Source organism: Seohaeicola zhoushanensis, from assembly GCF_014656415.1.
Lineage (GTDB): Bacteria > Pseudomonadota > Alphaproteobacteria > Rhodobacterales > Rhodobacteraceae > Seohaeicola_A > Seohaeicola_A zhoushanensis.
Genome location: NZ_BNCJ01000007.1, coordinates 148,040 through 172,350, shown reverse-complemented (window position 1 = coordinate 172,350; position 24,311 = coordinate 148,040). Strand labels below are relative to the sequence as shown.

Here is a 24,311-nt window from a genome sequence, read left to right as displayed (position 1 = left end):
TGTCGGCCGCAGGGACAGATTTTCGCAATTGACCTCTCTCAGACTGGGCCCCTTTCCGGGGGCCGAGGCCGTTGTGCGTCCTGTCCCAACAGGAACTCGGACATGAGCCTATCCACCAAGACCACGGGCCCGGGCGTTGCCTCGTATTTCACCTGGGCCTTCATCGTGACCTTCATCGGTCTCGTCCTGTCGGCCGTTGTCGGCTGGCTGTTCACCGGCACCATCCAGGGCGCCCTCTCGATTCTCTTCATCACCGCCGTCCTCGCGGTGCTGGAAATCTCGCTCTCCTTCGACAATGCGATCGTCAACGCCAACAAGCTCAAGGACATGCGCCCGGAATGGCAGCGCCGGTTCCTGACCTGGGGCATCCTGATCGCGGTCTTCGGGATGCGCGTCGTCTTCCCCATCCTGATCGTGGTGATCGCCGCCGGCATCGGCCCTATCGAGGCTATCGTCCTCGCCGCGACCGATCCGCAGCAGTATTCCGAGATCATGCGCGAGGCGCATCTGCCCATCGCGGCCTTTGGCGGCGCCTTCCTGATGATGGTGGCGCTGAGCTATTTCTTCGACGAGGAGAAGGACATCCACTGGGTCGGCTGGCTGGAATCGCGCTGTGCCCGCTGGGCCTCGATCCGCGGGGTCGAGGTGGCGGTGGCGCTGGCGGTGGCGGTCGGCTTTTCGCTGGTGTTGCCCGAGCAGGCCTCGAACGAGTTCATCGAGGCGGCGATTCTCGGGGTGCTGACCTTCCTCGGCGTCGAGGTGCTGGGCGCGGCGATCGACAGCGGCAATGCCACCAAGGCGGCGGGGGCAGGCGGCTTTGGTGCCTTCCTCTATCTCGAGGTGCTCGACGCGTCGTTCTCTTTCGACGGGGTGATCGGGGCATTCGCGCTGACGCACAACATCTTCGTCATCGCCATCGGGCTGGGGATCGGCGCGATGTATGTGCGCTCCACCACCATCATGCTGGTCGAGAAGGGCACGCTGGCGCAGTACAAATACCTCGAACACGGGGCCTTCTACGCGATCCTGACGCTTTCGGTCATCATGTTCTGCCAGACCATGGTGCATATCCCCGAGGTCATCACCGGCCTGCTCGGCGCCGGCCTGATCGGCCTGTCCTTCGCCTGGTCGCTGCGCGCGGGTCCGCCCGCTGTCGCCGAGGAATAGGCGCAGGACAAAAGAAAACCGCGGCCCGTCACGAGGACGGACCGCGGCGTGTTACCCGACGCGGAGGGGTCCCGCGCGTCAGGGCGACACTCAGTTCTCGTAGGTCGGCATCGCCTCGAGCTGTTCCTTGGTCATCGCGATATAGACGCGGACATCGTCACCACCGTCTTCGCGCAGGATCTGCAGCTCGTCCATCGACAGTTCTACCGGCTTCTCACCGATACCAAGAAACCCGCCCACGTCGACGACGCTGTGGGTGATCTTGCCTTCGTCGCTCAGGATGAGCTCCGAGACCTCGCCGATCCACTCGTTGTTGGCGTCATAGGCCGGGGCGCCGGTCAGCATTTCAGCCGTCAGGTCTTCCATGTTGGCGGCAGCATAACCTTCATACTGCACCGAGTTGTCGGTCGCGGCGGCCTGGGTGTCCTTGACCGTGTCGTTCACGGCAATCTCGGCCTTGTCAGCTGCCTGGTCAGCGGCTTCAGCAGTCTTGTCGGCTGCCTTGTCCATGGCTGCGGCAGTGTTGTCTGCCGCGTTCTCGATAGTCTGGCCGGCGTTCTCGGCGGCCTGAGCGGTCTTGTCAGCTGCATTGTCGACGGCCTCCGCGGTCTTTTCGGCCGCGTTGTCAACAGCCGCTTCGGTCTTCACCTCGGCCTGCGCGGCCTTGGTCTCGACCGAGGTTTCGGCCTTGTTCCAGCTGTATTCCGGAGCTTCCTCGAAGTTGGCGCGCGAGGCGTTCATCACGAGGAAATAGTCGCTCTCGTCATCGGCCGTGGCGCTGTCCGCAACGAACTGCAGGGCGCCCATGTCCACGGCGATCTGGCGCTCGCCGATGCCGAGGAAACCGCCGATATCCACCAGCACGGCCTCAACCGAACCGTTGCGCGACAGGATCACGTCGTTGATCTCGCCGATGTCTTCCCATTCGTTCTGCAGACCGTCATAGGCCTCGCTGTCCAGAGCCGCTTCCGAGCTGTAGACACGCTTGCCGATGAAGTCCGAGGCATGGACTTCCATCGGGTCGGCCGAGGGGCGGAACATCTCGCCTTCAGCGGCCCATGCCGAGGTTGCCAGTGCAATCATAGCTGTCGAAATCATGAGCTTTTTCATGATGTTAATCTCCTCTGAATTGTCTGTCGTGGCGCCATCGCGCTTGCCGAACCAACGTGTCTCCCGCCTCGGGGTTCCAAGATTTTCGCGAAAGTTTCCGTTCGGGAAACGGCCCGGCGGAAAGCCGCCCGAGGGCGCACAAAGAAAAAGGCCGGACCGGGTTTCCCCGGTCCGACCTTACCGCCGCTGATCCGGAACAATGGGATCGTGAACAAGGCGCGGCGGGTAATGTCGGGTCTGCGCCGGATCAGACCGGCGGCTTGCCCTGAACCGCCCGTGCGACCATTGCGACGACGAAGAGGATCAGGAAGACGACGAAGATGATCTGCGCGATGCCGGCCGATGCGCCGGCAATGCCGCCGAAGCCGAGAGCCGCGGCGATCAGCGCGACGACGAGAAACGTAAGTGCCCAACCAAGCATGGTGTTTACTCCTGTTTGAGGTGCAGAGTTCTGAGCTGCGTATGGCATTCCAACGCGGCGATTTCGGGATCGGTTCCCGTTCCGGCGCCGCGGTGAGCCGGCCTCGCGCGCCCGTGTGAGGCGCGCGAACTTCCTTCTCTCGATGGGCACGTCACGTCGGAACACTGCGCGGAACCCTGCCGCCCTGGTGGCGTTGACCCTGCAAAACAAGCGAAAGGACTGACCCATGGAAATGAGCATGTTTAATCTCTCGGGCGTTGGCGGGCTGCTTCTGCTGGCCCTGGATATCTGGGCGCTGGTCTCGATCGTAAGCTCCTCTACCAGCACCGGCCGCAAGGTTCTCTGGTCGCTTCTGGTCTTCCTGCTGCCGCTGCTGGGCTTCCTGATCTGGCTGATCGCAGGCCCGCGGGCGGAACCGCGCCACGTCTGAAGATCGCCGGAACCGGCGCGGTGATCCGCACGTTGGATTGCCAGCGCGACGGGGTGGCCGACCAACCGGCCCCCCGCATTACGCAGCCTTATGGAGGGTGACGTGACACAGCAGACAATCAGCAAGACCGTCAAGGAAACCGCACAGGTCGCCAAGGAAGACCTGTCCGAAATCGCCGGCAAGGCCGGCTCCGTGCTTCGCAGCGAGGCCGAGGCCCGTGCCGAGACCGGCAAGGAGATGGTCTCGGACCAGGGCCTGCGCCTGGCCGAGAGCCTGCGCGCCGCGCCGGGCGCGGACGACCTGCAGTCCCGCGTGCAGAACGTGGTGGCCAGCAGCGTGGCCGACCTGTCCGAGGAACTGCGCCAGACCGACCTCTCGACGCTTCTCGTAGGCACCGAGCGCTTTGCCCGCCGCCATCCCGGCGCATTCGTCGCCGGTGCGGCCATCGCCGGGTTCGCCCTCGCGCGCTTTCTGCGTGCCAGCGGCGAGCAGGCCGACGAAGCGCCGCTGGCGCTGACTCACGAGGGGACCTACCCGTGATGGAAACCCCGCCGCCCAGACCTGCCGGAGCCCTGCTCTCGGACGCGGTGCAGGCCGTCGCGGACCTGGTCCGCGGCGAGATCGCCCTGGCCCGCGCCGAGGTGGAAGCCAACCTGCGCAAGGCGGCGGCGGGCCTCGGACTGCTCGCCGCGGGGGCGGCGGCCGCGCTGGTCGCACTTTTCGTGCTGGCCGGCGCCGCGGTGGCGACATTGGTCGAACAGGGCCTCTCCGCGGCCCTCTCGGGCCTGATCGTCGCCGTCGTGCTCGCCTTGGTCGCCCTTGTCCTGATCGCGGTGGGCCGCAAGGCCCTGTCGCCGGAAAACATCCTGCCGCGTCGCACGGCGAAGAACGTCAAGCGCGACGCATCGACATTCAAGGAGATACTCAGCAATGACACAGCACACTGACACCCGGAAAATCGAGGCCGATATCGAGCGCACCCGCTCGCGCCTCGGCTCCACCCTCGACGAGCTGCAGGAACGCGTCTCGGTCGAGAACCTCGCCAAGGACGCGCTGGGCATGGTGCGCAGCAATGCCGCCGCCTATGCCAGCTCGATCGACAGTGCCGTGCGCGCCAACCCGGTCGCGGTGGCGCTCACCGGTATTGGCCTCGCCTGGCTGATCTTCGGCGGCCGCAAGGCCACGCCCGACCCGCGCCGTTCGGTCATCAACCGCTGGGAGGACGAAGGCGGCTCGCCCGCGCCGGACTTCACCGACGAGGAGACGCGCGACGCCAACCGCTGGGCCGCCAGCATCGACACGCTGCGCGGCAAGGCCTCGCGCCTGCTGCGCGGGATCGAGCGTGACGCCCGTTCGCAGGCCGGTGACCTGCGTGACTATGCCGCCGAACGCGCAGAGGTGCTCTCGCGCTTTACCGACGACATGCGGGCGAGCCTGATGGAGGGTCTCGACGGCCTGTCCGACGCCGCCAAGGAGCGTATCGTCAAGGCGCGCGAAGCGGCCTATTCGGCGCGCCTCAAGATGGAGCGCGGCGCCCGCGCGGGTGGCCGTGAAGCCGGCCGGCTGGTGAACGAACATCCGATGGTGGCCGGCGGTGTCGCCCTGGTGCTGGGCGCGGCCTTTGCCGCGGCGATGCCGCGCACGCGGATCGAGGACCGGACCTTCGGCGCCGAGAGCGACCGCCTGATGCGCGCCGCCGCCGATCAGCTGCGCGAAGAGCGCGCCCGGCTGAAAGAGGCCGCGTCGGCCCTGGCCGACGACCTCGGCGAACGCGCCAAGTCCGCCGTCGACAAGACCGTGGATGACCTCAGCGACAAGGCCAAGACCGCCGCCCACAAGGCCGCGGACGATCTGACCGACACGGCCGAGAAGGCGACGCAGACCGACAAGCCCAAGACCGCGGGCATGACGACCAACGTCTGACGGATCGCTGGCAGGGCAGGCTCGTCCTTTCGGTTGCCCCGCCGCGAGAAGCCGGCAGCTGCGCACACCAGGCAGCTGCCGGTTTTTTGTGTCCTGAAAGGAAACTATGCCTTCCGATTTTCCGGGAAATCCTGCCGGAGTCTGCAAAATAACATTTTGAGAATATGTTAATGAAAGCTATCGTTCCGCGCATTGCTTATGGGGGAACAAATGAAATCATCTATTTTTTTAGCGGCAGCTTTGGGGGTTCTCCCGGTCGCCGCATCGGCCGTTACGATCAACTTCAGCACTCTCGCTGCGAACACGGTCGTGACAGACCAGTTCGCGGCGGACGGTGTCACCTTTCGTGGGACGGAAGATGGAGCCGAAGTCGATATCGTTATTTTCAGCCTCCTCACGGGTGGCACGCCCACGTTATATCTGACGAACTGCGGGGGGGCGACCTGCCCAATCTCAAGCAGGGCCGACGTGCTCGAAATCAACTTTGCGGGCACCGCTTCGAATGTCAGCTTCAACCTGGACAGCGAAGAAGGAACGTTGTTCCTGGAGGCCTATGACGCCATGGACAATGTTCTCGAGACCATCTCCGCATTGTCTGATGGTGGTGGCTTCTCCTTCACGGCATCTGGGATCAGCTACATCAGGGGTCTCCAGCCGTCCGACAACTGGGGATGGGGGCTGAACACGCTGGCCTTCGATCTGACCAGCGATCCGCCGCAAGTGCCGCTGCCGGCATCCTCGCTGCTTCTGCTGTCGGGGCTCGGTCTCATAGCGGCCTCCCGCAAAAAGCGGACCTGACACAAGGTAAAAGCAAACAAGAAAACGCCGCCCCGAAGGGCGGCGTTTCCGTTTTGGCTATCGCAAGGAGTCAGAGACGGCGCATCCAGTCATCGACTTCGCGCTCGGCCTCTTCCTTGGCCCGGCCGTATTTCTCCTGGACGATGCCGACCAGTTCCTCGCGGCGCCCTTCGGCGCTTTGCCACTCGTCGTCGGTGATGTCGCCCCACTTGGCCTGGGCCTTGCCCTTCAGCTGCTTCCAGTTGCCTTCGATCTGGTCCCAGTTCATTTCGATCTCCTTCCGCGTTGCGGTTGAAACGGGTTACGCCGGATCAACGTCCGAACCGGGTGGCAGTTCCTGTCAATTTCCCCTTGTCGGCTGCTCGACGCACGCCCCGGCGGGGAACCGCCGCATCGCCCGGCGCGTTGCGCTGGCAGAACAAGGAGACACATCTTGGACACAGTCGAACGCCTCGCGCAGCTGTCGCTGATCGCGATCGGTGCGGTGGTGGTGACGGCGGCGATGGACATTGCCGAGGGCATCTTCGCGCCGCTGGCCCTTGCCCTGGTGGCTGGTGTCGTGCTCTCGCCGCTTTCGGATTTCTGGGAGAAACGCGGTGCCTCGCCGGTTTATGGTGCGGTCATCGGCCTCTTCCTCACACTGCTGGCGGTCGGGGCGCTGGTGCTGATCTTCCAGCCGGTGGTGATGCGCATGGTCGCCCAGGCCCCCAAGGTCTGGTCCGACATGCAGGAAGTCATTCACAGCGTACGCGGCCTGATCCGGGGCCTTTCCGACATGAGCGACGGGGTGAAGGAGGCGATCTCGCCCGAAACCGGCGGTGCGGCGGCTGCTCCGGCCGAGGACAAGGTGGCGATCCCCTCGGTCACCGACGCAATCATGGCGGCACCGGCGATCCTGTCGCAGATCCTGATCTTCGCCGGCACGCTGTTCTTCTTCCTGCTGACCCGCAGCGAGATCTATTCCTGGGTGACGCTCCGACTCTGCGCGCCGGGCGAACGGGCCGGAATGGCAAAGCGGTTGCGCCGGGCCGAGCGCAATGTCTCGCGCTATTTCCTGACGATCACGATGATCAACGCCGGACTCGGCGCGATCACGGCGGCGACCTTCGAGGTGATCGGCCTGCCCGATGCGGTGATCTGGGGCGTGGTCACCTTCGTCATCAACTTCGTCGTCTACCTCGGGCCGATCGTCTACATCGTCATCCTGCTCTTCGTCGGGGTGGCCGAGTTCGACGGGGTGCTCTCGGTGGCCCCGGCGTTTTCCTTCATGATCCTGAACGCCATCGAGGGCCAGTTCGTCACCCCCGCGCTGGTCGGGCGGCACATGTCGGTGAACCCGCTGCTGGTCTTCCTCGCCCTTATCTTCGGCCTCTGGCTCTGGGGCCCGATCGGCGGCATCGTGGCGATCCCGATGATGCTCTGGATCCTGGTTCTGAACGACGCGATCACCGACACCGAGGGCGCCACCGCGATGGCGACGAAGTCCTAGCGGTCCCCGACCGCCGCCCGCCAGTGGCGGCGGCAGAGAGACACGTAGGTCTCATTGCCGCCGATCAGCACCTGCGCGCCGTCGGTGATGGCGCGGCCCTCGGCGTCCTGGCGGATCACCATCGTGGCCTTGCGCCCGCAATGGCAGATGGTGCGCACCTCGCGCAGGTCGTCGGCCAGGGCGAGCAGGGTGGCCGAGCCGGGGAAGAGTTCGCCCCGGAAGTCGACCCGCAGCCCGTAGGCCAGCACCGGCACGTTCAGGTCGTCGGCGACCCGCGCCAGCTGCCAGACCTGTTCGGGTTCGAGGAACTGCGCCTCGTCCACGAAGACGGCGGCGATCCGGCCTTGCCCGATCCGCGCGCTGACCTGCGCGAAAAGGTCGTCGCCCGGCCCGAAGAGATCCGCCTCGGCGCCGATGCCGATGCGCGAGGCGATGCGGCCGGTGCCGGCGCGCCCGTCGATCCGGGCGGTCAGCAGGTAGGTGTCCATCCCGCTTTCGCGGTAGTTGTGCGAGGCCTGAAGCAGGATCGCCGACTTGCCGGCGTTCATCGTCGAGTAGTTGAAGTAGAGCTTGGCCAATGTCGGTCTCCGGCAGGTCGCGCCCCTTATCGGCAAGCGCGACGCCGGGATCAAGACGGTCAGGCGTGGCGTTCGACCAGCACCGAGCCCACCGAATAGCCCGCCCCGAAGGAGCAGATCAGCCCGAGGTCGCCCTCGCCAAGGTCGTCGGAGTATTTCGAGAAGGCGATGATCGACCCCGCCGAGGAGGTATTGGCGTAATCCTGCAGGATGTTGGGCTGTTCGTCAGGTTCCGGCGGGCGACCCAGCACCTTGCGGCCGATGAAGTCGTTCATCGACTTGTTGGCCTGGTGCAGCCAGAGCCGCTTCAGCGCCTCGGGGTCGATGCCTTCCTCGGCGAGGTGGCCGAGGATGTGCTCTCCCACCATCGGCACCACTTCCTTGAACACCTTGCGGCCGTTCTGCATGAACTGCATGTCGCGCCGGTCGGCCACCCCGTCGGGGCGCGAGCGGCGCAGGAAGCCGTTGTTGTTGCGGATGTTGTTCGAGAAGGTGGTGGCGCAGCGGGTCGAGCGGATGTCGAAGCGCGGGCCTTTCGCCTGCGAGGCGGGTTCGATCAGCGTGGCGGTGGCGACGTCGCCGAAGATGAAGTGGCAGTCGCGGTCGCGCCATTCCAGGTGGCCCGAACAGATCTCGGGGTTGATGACCAGCGCCCGGCGCACCGAGCCGGCGCGGATCATGTCGGCGGCGGCCTGGATGCCGAAGGTGGCCGAGGAGCAGGCGACGTTCATGTCGAAGGCGAAGCCGGTGCAGCCCAGTTCCTTCTGCAGCTCGATGGCGACAGCCGGGTAGGCGCGCTCCATGTTCGAGGCGGCGCAGATCACCAGATCAACCTCGTGGCCCTCGCGGCCGGCCTGGGCCAGCGCCTTGCGGGCGGCGTCGGCGCCCATCTCGGTCATGATGCCCGGTTCCTCGTCCGACCGCTGGCGCAGGGCGGGATACATGCGGGCGGGGTCCAGCACCCCGGTCTTGTCCATCACGTAGCGCTGCTCGATGCCCGAGGCCTTGACGATGAACTCTTCCGAGGAGTGGTCCTTGGCGGTCAGCTCGCCGGCGGCGATGGCGGCGGCGTTCTCGGCGTTCCAGCGGTCGGCATAGGCGTTGAAGGCCTCGACCAGCTCGGCGTTCGAGATGGTGGCTTCGGGCGTGTAGACGCCGGTGCCGGTGATTGCGGGGATATGTGTCATATGGGCTCCTCCCCCTGCGGGGGTGGGGGCCAGCCTAGCGCCGGGGGAGGAGAGGGGCAAGAGGGGGTGTCCCAGCTGGGACGGGGGGTCAAGTATCTGGAATCGTTGAAGATGCGGCGCGAGTGGTTTTTCGCGCTGCTCCCTTGCGCCGCCGGAAGGAACGCCTCAGCGGTGCGCCCGGTCCACCGCCTGGGCGATCTCGGCGGGAGCGCCGACAAAGCCCGGCGCGGTGCGCGCGTCGTAGCGGGCGGCAAAGTCGAGGTCGTCCGGTGCCCAGCCATAATCCAGCCGCACCAACTCGCCCGCCGCCAGCTCGCGCGCGATCATCGCCTCGGGCAGGGCGGCGACGCCCATGCCCTGAAGCGCCATCTGCATCCCGGCGGCAAGGTTCGACGAAGGCACCAGCCGCGCGGCGGTGTTAAGGGCGCGGAAATGCTCGGCCACCTGGGCATGGGGCTGGGTGCCGCGCGCATGGGTCAGCACCGGGTGCCGGGTCAGCTCGGCCGCGCTCAGCCGTCCGGACAGGCCCAGCCCGGGCGCCGCCACCCAGATCAGCGGGTAGCGCCCCAGTTGCACCGTGCCGCTGGCGACCCGCGCAAAGGGGCCGTTCTGCACCGCGAGATCGATGCGGCGCGCCACCAGCTCCTCTTCGAGCTTGGCCGACATGTCCACGGTCAGCTCGACGCTGATCTTGGGGAATTGCGCCCGGAGCGCGCGCAGGAAGTCCTTGAGCCAGGTGTGCACGATCATCTCGGTCACCCCCAGCCGCAGGGTGCCGTCGAACAGCGCCTTCTGCCCCGAGGCGGCGATCAGCGCCTCGGTCTGGCGCAGCACGGCGCGGGCATGGTCGAGCAGGTCGCGCCCGCGCGGGGTCAGCCGCACCGATCCCGCGTCGCGCTCCATCAGGGTGACGTTCAGGATCTCCTCCAGCGCCGCGATCCGGGCCGAGATATTGGGCTGCGTGGTGTTCAGCCGCTCGGCCGCTGCGCGGAAGCTGCCAAGGTCGGCGATCCAGACAAAGGCCTCGAGTTGTTTCAGCGTGACGGCCATCAGGGCGCGGCCCCGATCCGCAGGTCGGACAGCCGCGCCCGCCGCATCTCGCGGGCATACATCGCCGCGCTGCCGGGGTAGAGCGTCTCGATCCGCCCGTCGGCGCGCTTGTACCAGCTGTGGCAGCCGGTGGCCCAGACGGTCTGGTCGAGCGCGGCGTGCAGGCTGCGGTTCCATGCCGCCTGCGCCTCGGCGCGCACCTCGACGGACTGGCCCGGCGGCACGCGGTCGATGGTGCGCAGGATCCAGCCCACCGCCTGTTCGATCATGTGCACGACCGAGGTGGTGCCGACGCCGCTGTTCGGCCCGGTGACGAGGAAGAGGTTCGGAAAGCCCGTGACCATCACGCCGCGCCAGGCCTCGACCTGTTCGGCCCAGTGCTCCGCCAGGGTGCGCCCATCGCGGCCTCGGATCGGCATGGCGGTATATTGCGCGCCGAAGTCGAAGCCGGTGGCGCAGACCAGCACATCGGCCGGGTGCAGGCTGCCATCCGCCGCGACCACGCCTTCCGGCGCGATCCGGGCTATGCCGCCGGTTTGCAGCGTCACGTTCCTGCGCCGCAGCGTGGCAAAGAAATCATCCGAGACGAGGATGCGCTTGCAGCCGATCTCGTAGTCGGGCGTCAACCGCGCCGCCAATGCCGGATCGCGCGCCGCCCGTGCGATATAGGCGCGGATGCGCGCGGCGAATTTCGCGCGCCGCTCGGGGTTGGTGACAAGCGGGAAAAGCACCAGGTCCATCCGTGTCTTGATGATCCAGCGATAGAGCCGCCGCCAACCCGGAACCAGCGCGAACAGCCGCTTCTGCCGAGCGCTGTAGGCCCGGTTGCCGCGCGGCGCGATGTAGTTCGGGGTGCGCTGCCAGACATCGACCTGCGCCGCCACGCGGGCCAATTCCGGCACCACCTGGATCGCGCTGGCCGCGCTGCCGATCACCGCCACCCGCTTGCCGGCGAAATCGACCGCGTGGTTCCAGGCGGCGGTGTGCATCTTCGGGCCGGTGAACTGCTCCAGCCCCTCGATCGCGGGCCATTGCGGCACCTGCAACCCGCCCGCCCCGTTGATGACGAAACGCGCGAAGAGGCGGGTGCCGTCGTCCAGCGCCACCGCCCAGCCGGTGCGGGCGCTGTCCCAGGCAAGTTCCGTCACCCGCCGCCCCAGTCGGAGGTGAGGCGCCAGCCCGAAGCGCGTCACGCAGTCCTGCAGGTAGGCCAGGATCTCGGGCTGCGGCGAATAGAGGTGGCTCCAGTCCGCCTTTGGCGCGAAGGAGAAGGAGTAGAAATGCGAGGGCACGTCGCAGGTCGCGCCGGGATAGGTGTTTGCATACCAGGTGCCGCCGACGCCCGCGTTGGCATCGACCACCGCGAAACCCGTCTTGCCCGCCTGCCGCAGCCTTATCGCCGCGCAGAGCCCGGCAAAGCCCGCGCCGATGACGAGGATATCGAGGCGCTCCTCGGCCATTCAGCCCGAGACCACCACGCCGCCGTCGACCGCGAGGCACTGCCCGGTGATCATCCGGCTCGCCTCGGAAGCCAGGAACAGCACCGGCCCGACCAGGTCCTCGGGGGCCAGGTGTTCGGTCAGGCACTGCCGGGCGAGGTGTTCGGCCAGCCCCTCGGGCGTGGCCCACAGGGCCTTCTGCTTCTCGGTCAGCACCCAGCCCGGCGCAACGGCATTGACGCGCACGCCGCTGGGGCCCAGCTCGCGGGCCAGGCTGCGGGTCATGCCGGTGATCGCCGCATTGGCCGAGGTATAGACCGGGTAGCCGGCATTCCCCATCATGTAGCTGATCGAGCTGAAGTTCACGATCGCCCCGCGCCCCGCCGCCACCATCGCCGGGGCCACCGCCTGGGCGGCGAAGAAATAGGCCTTGAGGTTCACCGCCATCATCGCGTCCCAATAGCCGGGCGTCACCGTCTCCAGCCGGTGGCGGTCGTCGTTGGCGGCGTTGTTGACCAGCACCGAGACCGGCCCGTGCGCCGCCGCGGCGCGGGCGATGGTATGTTGCAGCGCCTCGGTATCGGTGATGTCGCAGTCGAGGAACAGCGGCGCATTGGGATAGCGCGCCCCCAGCGCCTCGGCGAGGTCCGCGCTGGGGCGGATATCGGCGAAGGCGACCTGCGCGCCCTGGGCCACGAAGCCCTCGACCAGCGCCGCGCCGATGCCGGAGCCGCCGCCGGTGATGAAGACCGAAGCACCGGCGAGATCGGGGAACAGGGCGGGCGAGGTCATGGCTGGCTCCGGTTCGGGCGGCATCTGCGCGGCAGGGTTGCGCCATTTTGAGTATTTATGAAGAGAAGAAGCAAGCAGGGCGCGCCCCCATGCTTCTTCTCTTTCCAAATACTCCACTCTGCCCGTGCCGCCAACGCGCCGCCGGAGGGGCGCGCCTATTTCCGGCCGATGGTCTCTTCGTAGAGGTTGACCAAAGCGAGGATCAGCACGAAGCCGACGATGATGTTCAGCGGCAGCCCGCCCCAGAACCCGGCAAAGCCGGTGGAGACCGAGTAGGACAGGCCGATGGTGAAGATCATCAGCAGGGCAAGGCCGATGCAGCCGGTGATGAAGTTGACGAGGGGCGACATTCAGCTCTCCTTTTCGTCGGTTTGGCCCAGCTGCCGCTGGAGCCAGGATGCGGTGCGCAGCAGGCGGTCGTCCTGCTCGGCGGCGCCGATCAGTTGCACGCCGATGGGCAGGTCGTTCTCGCCGACCAGCAGGGGCAGCGACAGGCAGGGCAGGCCGGCAAGCGTCCAGATCGTGCAGAAGATCGGGTCGCCGGTGCCTCCGGCGGCCAGCAGCGGCGCTTCGCCGGCGGCCGATGGGGCGAGGATCGCATCGTAGTCGCGCCCGAAGGCGGCGAAGAAGCTCTCGGCACTGGCCTTGACCGCCAGCGCGTCCTCGTATTGCGCCTGCGAGATGGCGCGGCCGCGGGTGATGACCGGCTGCAGCGTGGCGCTGATGCGGTCCCAATGGGCCGCGAAGGTCTCGGCGAGGTGCTGGCAGATCTCGTATTCGTGGATGATGCCCTGCACCCGCACCAGGTCGGCCAGTTCGGGGGCGGCGCCATAGCGTTCGACCCGCGGGCCAAGCGCCTCGATCACCTGTTCCAGACCCTCGCGGGCGTCGGGCGACAGGCGGTCGTGGTGGGGCAGGTCGAACCAGGCGAGGTCGGGTTCGACCGGGGCCTCGGCCGTGGCGCCGGCGAGCATCGCCGGGCGCGGGCGCGGCAGGCTCGCCGGGTCGCGCTGGTCATAGCTGCCGATCACGTCTGCCAGCAGGGCGGCGTCCTCGATGTGGCGGGCGAAGACCCCGACCTGGTCGAGCGAGACCGAGGTCTGCAGCAGCCCCTGGCGCGAGATGATCCCCCGTGAGGGCTTGAAGCCGTAGGTGCCGCAGAACGAGGCAGGGCGGATCACCGAGCCGTTGGTCTGCGTGCCCACCGCCAGGGGCACGTGGCAGGCGGCCACCGCCGCCGCCGAACCGCTCGACGATCCGCCCGGCGTGCGGGTGGCGTCATGCGGGTTGGTGGTGTCGGTCGGGTGTACAAAGGCGAGTTCGGTGGTCTTGGTCTTGCCCATGATCACCGCGCCGGCCTCGCGCAGGCGCTCGACCAGGGTGGCGTCCATCTCGGGCTGGCGGCCCGCGAAGATCGCGGTGCCCAGCTCGGTCGGCATGTCGCGGGTGTCGACGATGTCCTTCAGCCCCACCGGCACGCCGTGCAGCGCGCCGGTTGCCCGGCCCGCCTTGCGCAGGCGGTCGGCCTCGCGCGCCTGCGCCAGCGCCGCCTCGGGGTCGAGATGCGCCCAGGCCCGGATCGCGCCGTCGGTCTCGGCGATGCGCTGAAGGCAGGCCGAGACCAGCGCCTCGGAGCTCAGGGCCCCGGCGCGGATCGCCTCTGCCGCCGCAACGGCCGAGGCGCGGGTCAGGTCGGGCGCACTCACGGGACGTAGACGCCGAACAGGAAGTCGGGCAGCCAGAGCGCGATTCCGGGGAACTGGTACATCAGCACCATGCAGAAGATCACGATCGCGAGGTAGGGCATCAGCCCGCGGAAGATCTCGATCAGCTCGATCTGCTTCTTCAGCACGCCCTTGAGGTAATAGGCCGACATGGCCATGGGCGGCGTCAGGAACGAGGTCTGCAGGTTCAGCGCCACCAGCATCGCGAAGAAGTAGGGGTTGACCCCGAAGTGGTCGAGCATCGGCAGGAAGATCGGCACGAAGATGATCAGGATCTCGGACCATTCCAGCGGCCAGCCCAGCAGGAAGATGATGAGCTGCGCCAGCACCAGGAACTGCCAGGGTTCGAGCTGCATGTGCTCGACCCAGTCCTTGATGATGTCATGCCCGCCGAGGAAGGAGAACACAGAGGCGAAGGTCCAGGAGCCGACGAAGAGCCAGCAGACCATGGCGGTGGCCTTGGCGGTGAGGAAGACGCTCTGCTTGACCTTGTCCCAGGTCAGCGAGCGGTAGAAGGCGGCCAGCACCAGCCCGCCGAGCGCGCCCATCGCCGCCGCTTCTGCCGGGGTGGCGAGGCCGCCCAGGATCGAGCCGAGCACCAGTGCGATGAGCACGGTCAGCGGCACGAAGGAAATCAGCAGGTCGAGGTAGATCTGCCGTTTCGGCGGCACGTCCTCGTCGCGCGGCTTGGGGGCGAGCGACGGGTTTATCAGCACCCGCACGATCACGTAGACGATGTAGAGCCCGGCCAGCAGCAGCCCCGGAAACACCGCCGCCGCGTAGAGCCGCAGGGGCGAGAGGTTGCCGATGGCGGCGTAGACGATCAGCATGATCGAGGGCGGGATCAGGATGCCCAGTGTGCCCCCGGCGCAGATCACCCCCGCGGCGAAGCTGCGCTGGTAGCCGGCATTGGCCATCGCCGGATAGGCCAGCAGCCCCATCAGCGTCACCACCGCGCCGACGATCCCGCTCGCGGTCGAGAAGACCGCGCAGGTCAGCAGCGCCGCCACCGCCAGCGCGCCCGGCAGGTTTCGGGCGGCCATATAGAGCGAGAAGAACAGCCGGTCGACGATATTGGCGCGTTCCACCACGTAGCCCATGAACAGGAACAGCGGGATCGCGACCAGCGTGTCGTTCTCCATCACCGAGTAGGTGTTCTGGTTCAGCAGATAGAAGATGTTGTTCGAGAACAGGTCCGCGAAGGTATGCGGCACGTCGGTGTAATAGGCGTAGTAGCCAAAGCCCACGCCCATGGCGAGCAGGGTGAAGGCGATCGGGAAGCCAAGCAGCACCAGCACGATGAACATGCAGAGCATCAGGATGGCAACTTGAGGGTCGGTCATGTGGTGATCTTTCCTGGAGATTGCCGGATGGTCAGTGGCCGGGCGGGGCGGGGCGCGGAACCGCGCTGGTGTCCATGTCGATCAGCATGTCCTCGGTCTCGCGCACGTCGTCGATCCGCTCGGGCCATTGCCCCGACCGCATCGCCATCCAGCAGCGCATCAGCTCGGCCACGCCCTGGATCATCAGCAGCAGGCCCGCGACCGGGATCAGCGTCTTGAAGAAGTAGATCTGGATGCGCGCCGGGCTGTTCCAGCTCACCTCCTTGTAGCGCCAGCTGTCGGCGGCAATCTCCCAGCCGTACCAGAACAGCGCCATCATGCCGGGGAAGAAGAACAGCAGGTAGAGGATGAAGTCGATCGTCGCCTGCGCCCGCACCGGGAACAGCCGGTAGAGCACGTCGCCGCGGACGTGGCCGTCCTGCGCCAGCGCATAGGCCCCCGACATCAGGAACAGCGCGCCATACATCTGCACCATCACGTCGAAGGCCCAGACGGTCGGGTTGTTCAGGACGTAACGCACGAAGACTTCGTAACTGACCGCGAAGGTCAGGATCAGGATGCACCAGCCAAAGGCCTTTCCGACCCATTGGCTCAGTCCCTCTATTGCATGGACGATGTTCAGCACGCGCGCCTCCGCCTCGTTTCGCGACATGAAGACGGGGGCCGGTCCGCGCGGCCCCCGTCAGGGATCAACGGCCTTGTCAGCCGTAGTAGTGCTTGTAGGCCTGCTTGTAGTCGGGCTGGTTGAGGTTCAGGTAGCCCATGACGTTCTTGGCATAGGCCTTCTGGCTCTCGATCACCTTGGCAAAGAACGGATCCTCGCCCGAGATGCGGTTGACCACGATGTCCCAGGCATCGAGCTGCGCGGCCATCACGTCGTCCGGAGTCCGGTAGACCGCAACGCCCTGTTCGTCCTGGAGCGTGCGCAGGTCGTTGGCGTAGCGCAGGGTGTTGTGCCAGTAGAAGTTCGAGTTCTCGGCTTCCGAGGCATATTTCAGGATCGCCTGGAGTTCGGGGGCGAGGCTCTCGTATTTCTTCTTGTTGAAGGTGACCTCGAAGAATTCCTGGCTCTGGTGATACGAGGCCAGCATGTAGATCTTCGAGACGTCCTGCATACCGAAGTCACGGTCCGAGGTCGGGTTGTTGAACTCGGCCGCGTCGATCAGGCCCGACTTCATGGCCGGCTGGATCTCGCCGCCGGGAAGCTGCACGACCGACATGCCCATCTCGAGCAGCACGTCCGCCGCGAGGCCGACGGTGCGGTACTTCATGCCCTTGATGTCTTCGGTGCTGGTCACCTGCTTCTTGAACCAGCCGAAGGGCTGCGCCGGCATCGGCGAGTTGAAGAAGCTCACCACGTTCAGGCCGAGGCTTGCCATCAGCTCGTCGAAGAGCTCCTGGCCGCCGCCGTAATAGACCCAGCCCAGCACCTCCTGCGAGGACCAGCCGAAGCAGGGGCCGGTGCCGAAGAGCGAGGCGGTCTTGGACTTGGAATACCAGTAGGCCGGCACGTAGTGCGCGGCGTCGAGCACGCCGCGGTGCACGGCGTCCTGCATCTGGCTGGTCTTGACGACCGAATCCACCGGCAAGAGGTCGATCTTCAGCTTGCCGCCGGACATTTCGTTGACGCGCTTGACGTAGGATTGCGCATTCTCAAGGAAGATGCCGCCGCCCCAGGCAGCCTGCATCTTCAGCGTGGTTCCTTCCTGTGCGATCGCCGGTGCGGCAAGCGCACCCGCCGCGGCCGTGGCGGCCGATCCGCGCAGGAAGCTTCTGCGTGTAGTCTTGGTCATGGTTCCTCCCGTTGGTTAGACCGCGTGCCTGTTCCGACGGAAAGTGTGACCGGTGCTGTCGCAGACCTCTCTTCGGGCCTCAGGCGCGGCTGGCGCGCTGGTGAACCCTCCAAGCTCCTCCAAGTCTGCGACAGGACCCCGGCTCCCCCCCGATCAAGACATTGGTCCGACTCAGGTTAGGTGCAGGCGGCTTTTTTGGTCAAGTTGTTTTACCAGATATGCGGTTGGGCGCGGCATTGGGCCGCCGTGATGCATCTGATTGACGTGCCTCAGATGAGTGCAATACCCTGAGCCTCCAGGGGGAGAGCGATGGGCAAGCCGACAGTGCACGACATTGCCCGCGAGGCGGGTGTGAGCCTGGCGACGGTCGACCGGGTGCTGAACGCGCGTGCCGGCGTGCGCGAGGTCACGGTGCGCCGGGTGCAGGAGGCGATCAGCCGCATCGGCTATGTGCGCGACCTCTCGGCGGCCAATCTCGCCCGGCAGCGCCGCTACCGCTTTGCCTTCCTGCTGCCGGACACGCCGAGCCAGTTCCTCAAGGGGCTGCACGAGGCCATCGACGAGGCCGCCGCCGGCCTCAGCGCCGACCGGCTCGAGATCGAGGTCCGGCACATTGCCATGGGCGATCACCTCGCGTTGCAGCAGGCGTTCCGGCGGATCGAGAGCCAGCGCTTCGACGGTGTCGCGGTGATGGCGAACGAGACGCCGATGATGCGCGACATGATCGCGCGGGTGAAGGCCAGGGGCCTCGCCGTGGTGGCGATGATCACCGACCAGCCGCATTCCGAGCGCGACCACTTTGTCGGCATCGACAACCTGGCCGCGGGGCGCACCGCTGGTGTCCTGATGGGCCGTTTCGTCGGCCCGCGCGCGGGCAAGATCGTCGTCGCGGTGAACTCGATGCAGGCGCGCGACATGGTCGACCGCCGCATGGGCTTTGACGAGGTGCTGGCCGAGCGCTTTCCGGGCCTTGTCGCCCTGCCCACCATCGAGGGGCGCGACAACCACGAGGTGGTGGCGCGGGTCACGGCGCAATGTCTCGACAACCATGACGGCGTGGTCGGCATCTACTGCGCCGGCGCCGGCCTGCGCGGCATCACCGAGGTGGTGCGCGCGCGCGGGCTGGAGGAGAAGTTGGTCATCATCGGCCACGACCTCACCCCGCATTCGCGCGAGATGCTCACCTCGGGGGTGGTCGACGTCATCATCAATCAGAACGCCGGGCATATCGCCCGCAGCGCGGCGCGGGTGCTCAAGGCGCAATGCGATGGAGTGGAGGTCATCGCCAGCCAGGAGCGCATCCGCATCGAGATCGTATTGAAGGAAAATCTGCCTGAGGGCGACTATCGGGAGGAGAAGACATGAAGACAATCAAGGGCCCGGCCCTGTTCCTGGCGCAATTCGCCGGGGACGCGGCGCCGTTCAATTCCTGGGGGGCGATCACCCGCTGGGCAGCCGATTGCGGCTACAAGGGTGTGCAGGTGCCGACCTGGGACGCGCGGCTGTTCGACCTCGACAAGGCGGCCGAGAGCCGCGACTGGTGCGACAGCTTCAAGGGCGAGGCGGCCGAGAACGGCATCGAGGTGACCGAGCTTTCGACCCATCTGCAGGGCCAGCTCGTCGCGGTGCACCCGGCCTATGACGCCGCCTTCGACGGCTTCGCCGCGCCGCATGTGCGCGGCAACCCCAGGGCGCGGCAGGCCTGGGCGGTGGAGCAGGTGCAGAAGGCGATCCACGCCTCGGCCAACATGGGGATCGGCGCGCATGTGACCTTCTCGGGCGCGCTCTGCTGGCCCTATGTCTACCCCTGGCCGCAGCGTCCGGCGGGGCTGGTCGAGACCGGTTTCGACGAGCTGGCCGCGCGCTGGTGGCCGATCCTCGACTATGCCGAGGAACATGGCGTCGATCTCTGCTACGAGATCCACCCCGGCGAGGACCTGCACGACGGGGTCAGCTTCGAGATGTTCCTCGAACGCGTCGGCAACCACGCGCGCTGCAACATGCTCTACGATCCCTCGCACTACGTGCTGCAGGCGATGGATTACCTCGACAACATCGACATCTACCACGAGCGGATCAAGATGTTCCACGTCAAGGACGCCGAGCTGAACCCGACAGGGCGGCAGGGGGTCTATGGCGGCTACCAGTCCTGGGTGAACCGGGCGGGGCGGTTCCGCAGCCTCGGGGACGGTCAGGTCGATTTCGCGGCGGTCTTCTCCAAGCTCACGCAATACGATTTCGACGGCTGGGCGGTGGTCGAATGGGAATGCGCGATGAAGCACCCCGAGGACGGCGCGCGGGAGGGGGCGCAGTTCGTGAAGGATCATATCATCCGGGTGACCGAGCGGGCCTTCGACGATTTCGCCGACGGCGGCACCGACGAGGCGGCGAACCGGGCGATGCTCGGGCTGTGAGCGGGGCAGGGGGCGCTGCCCCCTCTTGGCCTGGCGGCCAATTCACCCCCGGAGATATTTGGAAAGAAGAGAAAATCAGGGAGGGTTTTCATGGAACGCAAGGGCGCGGCGAAGATCCGGCTGGGCATGGTGGGCGGCGGGCGCGATGCCTTCATCGGCGGGGTGCATCGCATCGCCGCGCGGCTCGACGATCAATACGAGCTGGTGGCGGGTTGCTTTTCCTCGACGCCCGAGAAGTCGCGGGCCTCGGGGGCGGACCTGGGGCTGGACCCGGCGCGGGTCTACGATGACTTCGCGGCGATGGCGCAGCGCGAGGCGCGGCTGAAGGAGGGCATCGAGGCGGTGGCGATCGTGACGCCCAACCACATGCACTACCCGGCGGCGAAGGAGTTCCTGAAGCGCGGCATCCACGTGATCTGCGACAAGCCGCTGACCGCGACGCTGGCCGAGGCGAAGAAGATGGTGAAGGCGGCGGAAAGCTCGGGCGCGCTGTTCGTGCTGACCCATAATTACACCGGCTACCCGATGGTGCGGCAGGCCCGCGCCATGGTGGCGGCGGGTGAATTGGGTGCGATCCGGGTGGTGCAGGTGGAATACCCGCAGGACTGGCTGACCGAGGCGCTGGAGGCCACCGGGCAGAAGCAGGCGGGCTGGCGGACCGACCCGGAGCGCTCGGGCGCCGGCGGCAGCATCGGCGATATCGGCACTCATGCGATGAACCTCGCCGGTTTCGTGAGCGGGCTGCGGCTGGAGGCGGTCTGCGCCGACATGCAGAGCTTTGTCGAAGGGCGGCGGGTGGATGACAATGCCCATGTGCTCTTGCGTTTCGAGGGCGGCGCGCGGGGGATGCTCTGGTCGTCGCAGGTAGCGCCGGGCAACGAGAACGCGCTGCGGCTGCGGATCTACGGCGAGAAGGGCGGGCTGGAATGGGCGCAGGAGGAGCCCAACACGCTCTGGCACGCGCCCTTCGGCGAGGCGCCGCGGCGGATCCGGCGCGGCTATGCCGGCTCGGACGGTGCCGCGGGGCGGGTGAGCCGGATCCCCTCGGGCCATCCCGAGGGCTATCTCGAGGCCTTCGCCACCATCTACACCGAGGCGGCGGCCGCGATTCGCGCCCGCGCCGCCGGGACGGCGCTGCCCGAGGGGGTGCTGTATCCCGGCGTGGGCGACGGGGTGGACGGGGTCGCCTTTGTCGACGCCTGTGTGCGGTCCTCGGCCAGGGGCGGGGTCTGGGTGACGCCGGCGCGCTGAATTCTCAGCGGAAAATGCATCTTTTGCGCCCCGGCCGGTTGGCCGGGGCCGCGGCGGGGCGGGGCCGATCTGCGTCACTCGGGATTTTTCTTGCCTTGAGGTACGCACCTCATTTACGCTTTCGGCAATCCGGCGGAGGGGGCCCTGCGGGGCCAGGGGAAAGCGCCGGGTCCACATGAGGGAGGAATAACCATGAAGACGTCCAAGTTTCTGGCGGCGACGGCGCTGTCGGCCACGGCCTTCGCGGGCATGGCGCAGGCCGAGGATCTGACGCTCTGCTGGGCCGCCTGGGACCCGGCCAACGCGCTGGTCGAGCTGAGCAAGGATTTCGAGGCGCAATCCGGCCACAAGATGAACTTCGAGTTCGTGCCCTGGCCGAACTTCGCCGACCGGATGCTGAACGAGCTGAATTCGGGTGGCAAGCTCTGCGACCTGCTGATCGGCGACAGTCAGTGGATCGGCGGCGGCGCCGAGAACGGCCATTACGTCAAGCTGAACGACTTCTTCGACAAGGAAGGCATCAGCATGGACGATTTCGCCCCGGCGACCGTCTATGCCTATTCGACCTGGCCCAAGGGCGAGCCGAACTATTACGCGCTGCCGGCGATGGGCGACGCCAACGGCTGGTTCTACCGCAAGGACTGGTTCGCGCGCGACGACATCAAGGCGGCCTTCAAGGAGAAACATGGCCGCGACCTGGCCGAGCCCAAGACCCAGAAGGAGCTGCTGGAGATCGCGCAGTTCTTCCAGGGCCGCGAGATCGACGGCAAGACCGTCTACGGCGCGGCGATCTTCACCGAGCGTGGCTCGGAGGGGATCACCATGGGGGTGACCGGGGCGCTGTATCCCTGGGGCTTCAAATACGAGAACACGCCCGGCAAGTATGACATGGAAGGCGCGGTGAACTCGCCGCAGGCGGTGGAGGCGCTGGAATTCTACAAGGAGTTCTACAAGACCGCGACGCCGCCGGGCTATACCAATTCCTACATGGGCGAGAGCCTGGACGCCTTCAAGTCGGGCCAGGTGGCGATGGCGATGAACTGGTTCGCCTTCTTCCCCGGCCTCTACGCCGACCCGAACACCGGCGGCGACAAGATCGACTTCTTCGTGAACCCACCACAGAACAACCCCGGTTCCACGCTGGGCGGGCAGGGCATCTCGGTGGTTTCCTACTCCGATCACAAGGACGCGGCGCTGGAATACATCAAGTGGTTCGCCCAGCCCGACGTCCAGAAGAAGTGGTGGTCGCTGGGCGGCTATTCCTGCCACAACGCGGTGCTGAACGATCCGGGCTTCAAGGACTCGGCGCCCTTTGCCGGCGACTTCCTCGAGGCGATGGCGAACGTGCAGGACTTCTGGCAGGAGCCGGCCTATGCCGAGCTGCTGCTCGCCATGCAGAAGCGGATGCACGACTATGTCGTCGCCGACCAGGGCACGGCCAAGGAGGCGCTGGACGCGCTGATCAAGGACTGGACCGAGGTCTTCGAGGACGAGGGCAAGCTCTGAGCCCCGCGGCGGGGTGATCCCCGCCCTACCAGCCAGCGTAGGGCGGGGCCTGCCCCGCCGCGCCGCTCCGCCGCCTGGGTGCGGCGGGGTGAACCCCGCCCTACGATAAACCGCAAGGCAACCGCATGACCGACACGATCGCAGACCGCGCCGCCCGCGCCACGCCCGTTCCCGTCGCCCGGCGCATCCGCGGCCTGTCGGACCGGGCCATCGCCTGGATCTTCGTGGCGCCGACGATCTTCCTGCTGCTGGCGGTCAATATCTTTCCGCTGATCTGGACGATCAATCTCAGCTTCACCGACTTCAAGGCCAACCGCGCCGCGCGCGGCACGGAATACATCGGGCTTCGGAACTACGAACGCATCCTGACCGACAGCGACATCTGGCTGACGATGCAGGCCACCGCGCATTTCCTGTTCTGGACCATCTTCTTCCAGGTGCTGATCGGCTTTACCCTGGCCTGGCTCATCAACCGCAAGTTCCGGGGCAACGATCTGTGGACCACGATCATCGTGCTGCCGATGATGCTGAGCCCCGCGGTGGTGGGGAACTTCTGGACCTTCCTCTATCAGCCGCAGATCGGGCTGTTCAATTACATCGTCAGTTTCTTCTCGGGCGTGGATCCGTCGAGCTTCGAGATGATCGGCTCGGTCACGCTCGCGCCCTGGGCGATCGTCATCGTCGATACCTGGATGTGGACGCCCTTCGTCATGCTGATCTGCCTCGCCGGGCTGCGCTCGATCCCCGACTACATCTACGAGGCGGCCGAGATCGACCGCGCCTCCAAGTGGCGGCAGTTCTGGACCATCACGGTGCCGATGGTGCTGCCCTTCCTGATGCTGGCGGTGCTGTTCCGCGGCATCGAGAATTTCAAGATGTTCGACCTGGTGGTGCAGCTGACCGGCGGCGGGCCGGGGTCGACCACCGAGCTCACCTCGATCAACCTCAAGCGCGAGGCCTTCGAGAAATGGCGCACCGGCTATGCCAGCGCCTATGCGATCATCCTGTTCGTCACCGTCTTCGGGCTGGCCTCGATCTACGTGAAGGCGCTCAACAAGGTGAAGGAGCGCTGAGGATGAGGACAGGATCTTTTCCGAGTATCTGGAAAGAGAAGAAGCCGTGGCGGCGCGCAATCAGCGGCTGGTGGGGCATCGGACCCTTTGAGTGTCAGCTGACGGGCGGGGTCCCCCTCACCCTGACCCTCTCCCCCGAGGGGAGAGGGGATGCGGGGTTGCAGGCGGAGGCGCGGGCATGAGCGGCTGGTGGAACATCGGACGCTTTGAGCGTCAGCGGGCGGGCGGAGGCCCCCTCACCCTGACCCTCTCCCCCGAGGGGAGAGGGGATGCGGGGCGGCAGGCGGAAGGCTTGGGCATGAGCGGCTGGTGGGGCATCGGACGCTTTGAGCGTCAGCGGAAGGGCGGAGGCCTCCTCACCCTGACCCTCTCCCCCGAGGGGAGAGGGGACGCAGGGCGGACGGCGGAGGCGCGGGCATGAGCGGCTGGTGGGGCATCGGACCCTTTGAGCGTCAGCGGACGGGCGGGGGCCCCCTCACCCTGACCCTCTCCCCCGAGGGGAGAGGGGATGCGGGGCTGACGGCGGAGGCGCGGGCATGAGCGGCTGGTGGGGCATCGGACCCTTTGAGCGTCAGCGGACGGGCGGGGTCCCCCTCACCCTGACCCTCTCCCCCGAGGGGAGAGGGGATGCGGGGCTGACGGCGGAGGCGCGGGCATGAGCGGCTGGTGGGGCATCGGATGCTTTGAGCGTCAGCGGACGGGCGGGGGGCCCCTCACCCTGACCCTCTCCCCCGAGGGGAGAGGGGACGCATGGCGGCAGGCGGAGGCGCGGGCATGAGCGGCTGGTGGGGCATCGGACGCTTTGAGCGTCAGCGGACGGGCG

Annotated in this window: 25 protein-coding genes; 12 read left to right on the top strand and 13 right to left on the bottom strand. The window is 66.8% G+C overall.

Annotated features, from left to right (window positions below; genetic code table 11):
• Window positions 1-102 precede the first annotated feature (102 nt).
• The gene (locus tag IE266_RS14150; protein ID WP_189680747.1) at window positions 103-1,167 is read left to right on the top strand and encodes a DUF475 domain-containing protein; all 1,065 of its coding nucleotides are present in this window, start codon (window positions 103-105) and stop codon (window positions 1,165-1,167) included.
• A 90-nt stretch (window positions 1,168-1,257) separates the two neighbouring features.
• Here IE266_RS14150 and IE266_RS14145 read toward each other — a convergent pair whose 3' ends face one another.
• Complete coding sequence (locus IE266_RS14145) at window positions 1,258-2,277, bottom strand: PRC-barrel domain-containing protein (protein WP_189680746.1); 1,020 nt, start codon at window positions 2,275-2,277, stop codon at window positions 1,258-1,260.
• 247 nt (window positions 2,278-2,524) lie between these two features.
• The gene (locus IE266_RS14140; RefSeq protein WP_189680745.1) at window positions 2,525-2,698 is read right to left on the bottom strand and encodes a DUF1328 domain-containing protein; all 174 of its coding nucleotides are present in this window, start codon (window positions 2,696-2,698) and stop codon (window positions 2,525-2,527) included.
• A gap of 226 nt (window positions 2,699-2,924) precedes the next feature.
• On the opposite strand from IE266_RS14140, the gene IE266_RS14135 reads away from it, so the two are divergent.
• The 5 genes from IE266_RS14135 (at window position 2,925) to IE266_RS14115 (ending at window position 5,849) form a co-directional block, all read left to right on the top strand.
• The gene (locus tag IE266_RS14135) at window positions 2,925-3,128 is read left to right on the top strand and encodes a PLDc N-terminal domain-containing protein (protein ID WP_189680744.1); all 204 of its coding nucleotides are present in this window, start codon (window positions 2,925-2,927) and stop codon (window positions 3,126-3,128) included.
• 102 nt (window positions 3,129-3,230) lie between these two features.
• Window positions 3,231-3,668, top strand: a complete 438-nt coding sequence (locus IE266_RS14130) for a hypothetical protein (protein ID WP_189680743.1) — start codon at window positions 3,231-3,233, stop codon at window positions 3,666-3,668.
• Window positions 3,668-4,075 carry a phage holin family protein gene (locus IE266_RS14125; protein ID WP_189680770.1) on the top strand — a complete coding sequence of 136 codons (408 nt, stop codon included), beginning with the start codon at window positions 3,668-3,670 and terminating at the stop codon, window positions 4,073-4,075. Before IE266_RS14130 ends, IE266_RS14125 begins: the two co-directional genes overlap by 1 nt.
• The gene (locus IE266_RS14120; protein WP_189680742.1) at window positions 4,059-5,051 is read left to right on the top strand and encodes a DUF3618 domain-containing protein; all 993 of its coding nucleotides are present in this window, start codon (window positions 4,059-4,061) and stop codon (window positions 5,049-5,051) included. Before IE266_RS14125 ends, IE266_RS14120 begins: the two co-directional genes overlap by 17 nt.
• Window positions 5,052-5,261: 210 nt before the next feature.
• Entirely contained in the window at window positions 5,262-5,849 is a 588-nt protein-coding gene (locus IE266_RS14115) for a PEP-CTERM sorting domain-containing protein (protein WP_189680741.1), read from the top strand.
• A 70-nt stretch (window positions 5,850-5,919) separates the two neighbouring features.
• Here IE266_RS14115 and IE266_RS14110 read toward each other — a convergent pair whose 3' ends face one another.
• Window positions 5,920-6,117 carry a CsbD family protein gene (locus tag IE266_RS14110; protein WP_189680740.1) on the bottom strand — a complete coding sequence of 66 codons (198 nt, stop codon included), beginning with the start codon at window positions 6,115-6,117 and terminating at the stop codon, window positions 5,920-5,922.
• A 165-nt stretch (window positions 6,118-6,282) separates the two neighbouring features.
• On the opposite strand from IE266_RS14110, the gene IE266_RS14105 reads away from it, so the two are divergent.
• Window positions 6,283-7,338, top strand: a complete 1,056-nt coding sequence (locus IE266_RS14105; protein WP_189680739.1) for an AI-2E family transporter — start codon at window positions 6,283-6,285, stop codon at window positions 7,336-7,338.
• Here IE266_RS14105 and IE266_RS14100 read toward each other — a convergent pair.
• From IE266_RS14100 to IE266_RS14055, 10 genes are all read right to left on the bottom strand, one after another.
• Complete coding sequence (locus IE266_RS14100; RefSeq protein WP_189680738.1) at window positions 7,335-7,916, bottom strand: thymidine kinase; 582 nt, start codon at window positions 7,914-7,916, stop codon at window positions 7,335-7,337. The two genes, IE266_RS14105 and IE266_RS14100, sit on opposite strands and share 4 nt — an antisense overlap.
• Before the next feature lie 59 nt (window positions 7,917-7,975).
• Window positions 7,976-9,103 (bottom strand): beta-ketoacyl-ACP synthase III, encoded by a 1,128-nt coding sequence (locus IE266_RS14095; protein WP_189680737.1) that lies wholly within the window; start codon window positions 9,101-9,103, stop codon window positions 7,976-7,978.
• 165 nt (window positions 9,104-9,268) lie between these two features.
• The gene (locus tag IE266_RS14090; RefSeq protein WP_189680736.1) at window positions 9,269-10,153 is read right to left on the bottom strand and encodes a LysR family transcriptional regulator; all 885 of its coding nucleotides are present in this window, start codon (window positions 10,151-10,153) and stop codon (window positions 9,269-9,271) included.
• Window positions 10,153-11,613: a flavin-containing monooxygenase gene (locus IE266_RS14085; protein ID WP_189680735.1), complete on the bottom strand. Its 1,461-nt coding sequence runs from the start codon at window positions 11,611-11,613 to the stop codon at window positions 10,153-10,155. Before IE266_RS14085 ends, IE266_RS14090 begins: the two co-directional genes overlap by 1 nt.
• A complete protein-coding gene (locus IE266_RS14080; protein ID WP_189680734.1) occupies window positions 11,614-12,384 on the bottom strand; it encodes an SDR family NAD(P)-dependent oxidoreductase in 771 nt (256 codons plus the stop codon).
• Between the two features lie 155 nt (window positions 12,385-12,539).
• Window positions 12,540-12,734 (bottom strand): hypothetical protein, encoded by a 195-nt coding sequence (locus tag IE266_RS14075; protein WP_189680733.1) that lies wholly within the window; start codon window positions 12,732-12,734, stop codon window positions 12,540-12,542.
• The gene (locus tag IE266_RS14070; RefSeq protein WP_229864118.1) at window positions 12,735-14,090 is read right to left on the bottom strand and encodes an amidase; all 1,356 of its coding nucleotides are present in this window, start codon (window positions 14,088-14,090) and stop codon (window positions 12,735-12,737) included. It lies immediately after the preceding gene.
• Window positions 14,087-15,451, bottom strand: coding sequence for a TRAP transporter large permease (locus tag IE266_RS14065; RefSeq protein WP_189680732.1), 1,365 nt, complete (start codon window positions 15,449-15,451; stop codon window positions 14,087-14,089). Before IE266_RS14065 ends, IE266_RS14070 begins: the two co-directional genes overlap by 4 nt.
• Before the next feature lie 31 nt (window positions 15,452-15,482).
• Window positions 15,483-16,076 carry a TRAP transporter small permease subunit gene (locus tag IE266_RS14060; protein WP_189680731.1) on the bottom strand — a complete coding sequence of 198 codons (594 nt, stop codon included), beginning with the start codon at window positions 16,074-16,076 and terminating at the stop codon, window positions 15,483-15,485.
• Between the two features lie 76 nt (window positions 16,077-16,152).
• Entirely contained in the window at window positions 16,153-17,244 is a 1,092-nt protein-coding gene (locus tag IE266_RS14055; protein WP_189680730.1) for a TRAP transporter substrate-binding protein, read from the bottom strand.
• A gap of 309 nt (window positions 17,245-17,553) precedes the next feature.
• Here IE266_RS14055 and IE266_RS14050 point away from each other — a divergent pair, with 309 nt between their 5' ends.
• From IE266_RS14050 to IE266_RS14030, 5 genes are all read left to right on the top strand, one after another.
• Window positions 17,554-18,609 (top strand): LacI family DNA-binding transcriptional regulator, encoded by a 1,056-nt coding sequence (locus tag IE266_RS14050; RefSeq protein ID WP_189680729.1) that lies wholly within the window; start codon window positions 17,554-17,556, stop codon window positions 18,607-18,609.
• Entirely contained in the window at window positions 18,606-19,658 is a 1,053-nt protein-coding gene (locus tag IE266_RS14045) for a sugar phosphate isomerase/epimerase family protein (RefSeq protein WP_189680728.1), read from the top strand. Before IE266_RS14050 ends, IE266_RS14045 begins: the two co-directional genes overlap by 4 nt.
• Before the next feature lie 90 nt (window positions 19,659-19,748).
• Entirely contained in the window at window positions 19,749-20,909 is a 1,161-nt protein-coding gene (locus IE266_RS14040; RefSeq protein WP_189680727.1) for a Gfo/Idh/MocA family protein, read from the top strand.
• Window positions 20,910-21,101: 192 nt separating this feature from the next.
• Window positions 21,102-22,415, top strand: coding sequence for an ABC transporter substrate-binding protein (locus IE266_RS14035; protein ID WP_189680726.1), 1,314 nt, complete (start codon window positions 21,102-21,104; stop codon window positions 22,413-22,415).
• 125 nt (window positions 22,416-22,540) lie between these two features.
• Complete coding sequence (locus IE266_RS14030) at window positions 22,541-23,488, top strand: carbohydrate ABC transporter permease (RefSeq protein WP_189680725.1); 948 nt, start codon at window positions 22,541-22,543, stop codon at window positions 23,486-23,488.
• Window positions 23,489-24,311: the final 823 nt, after the last annotated feature.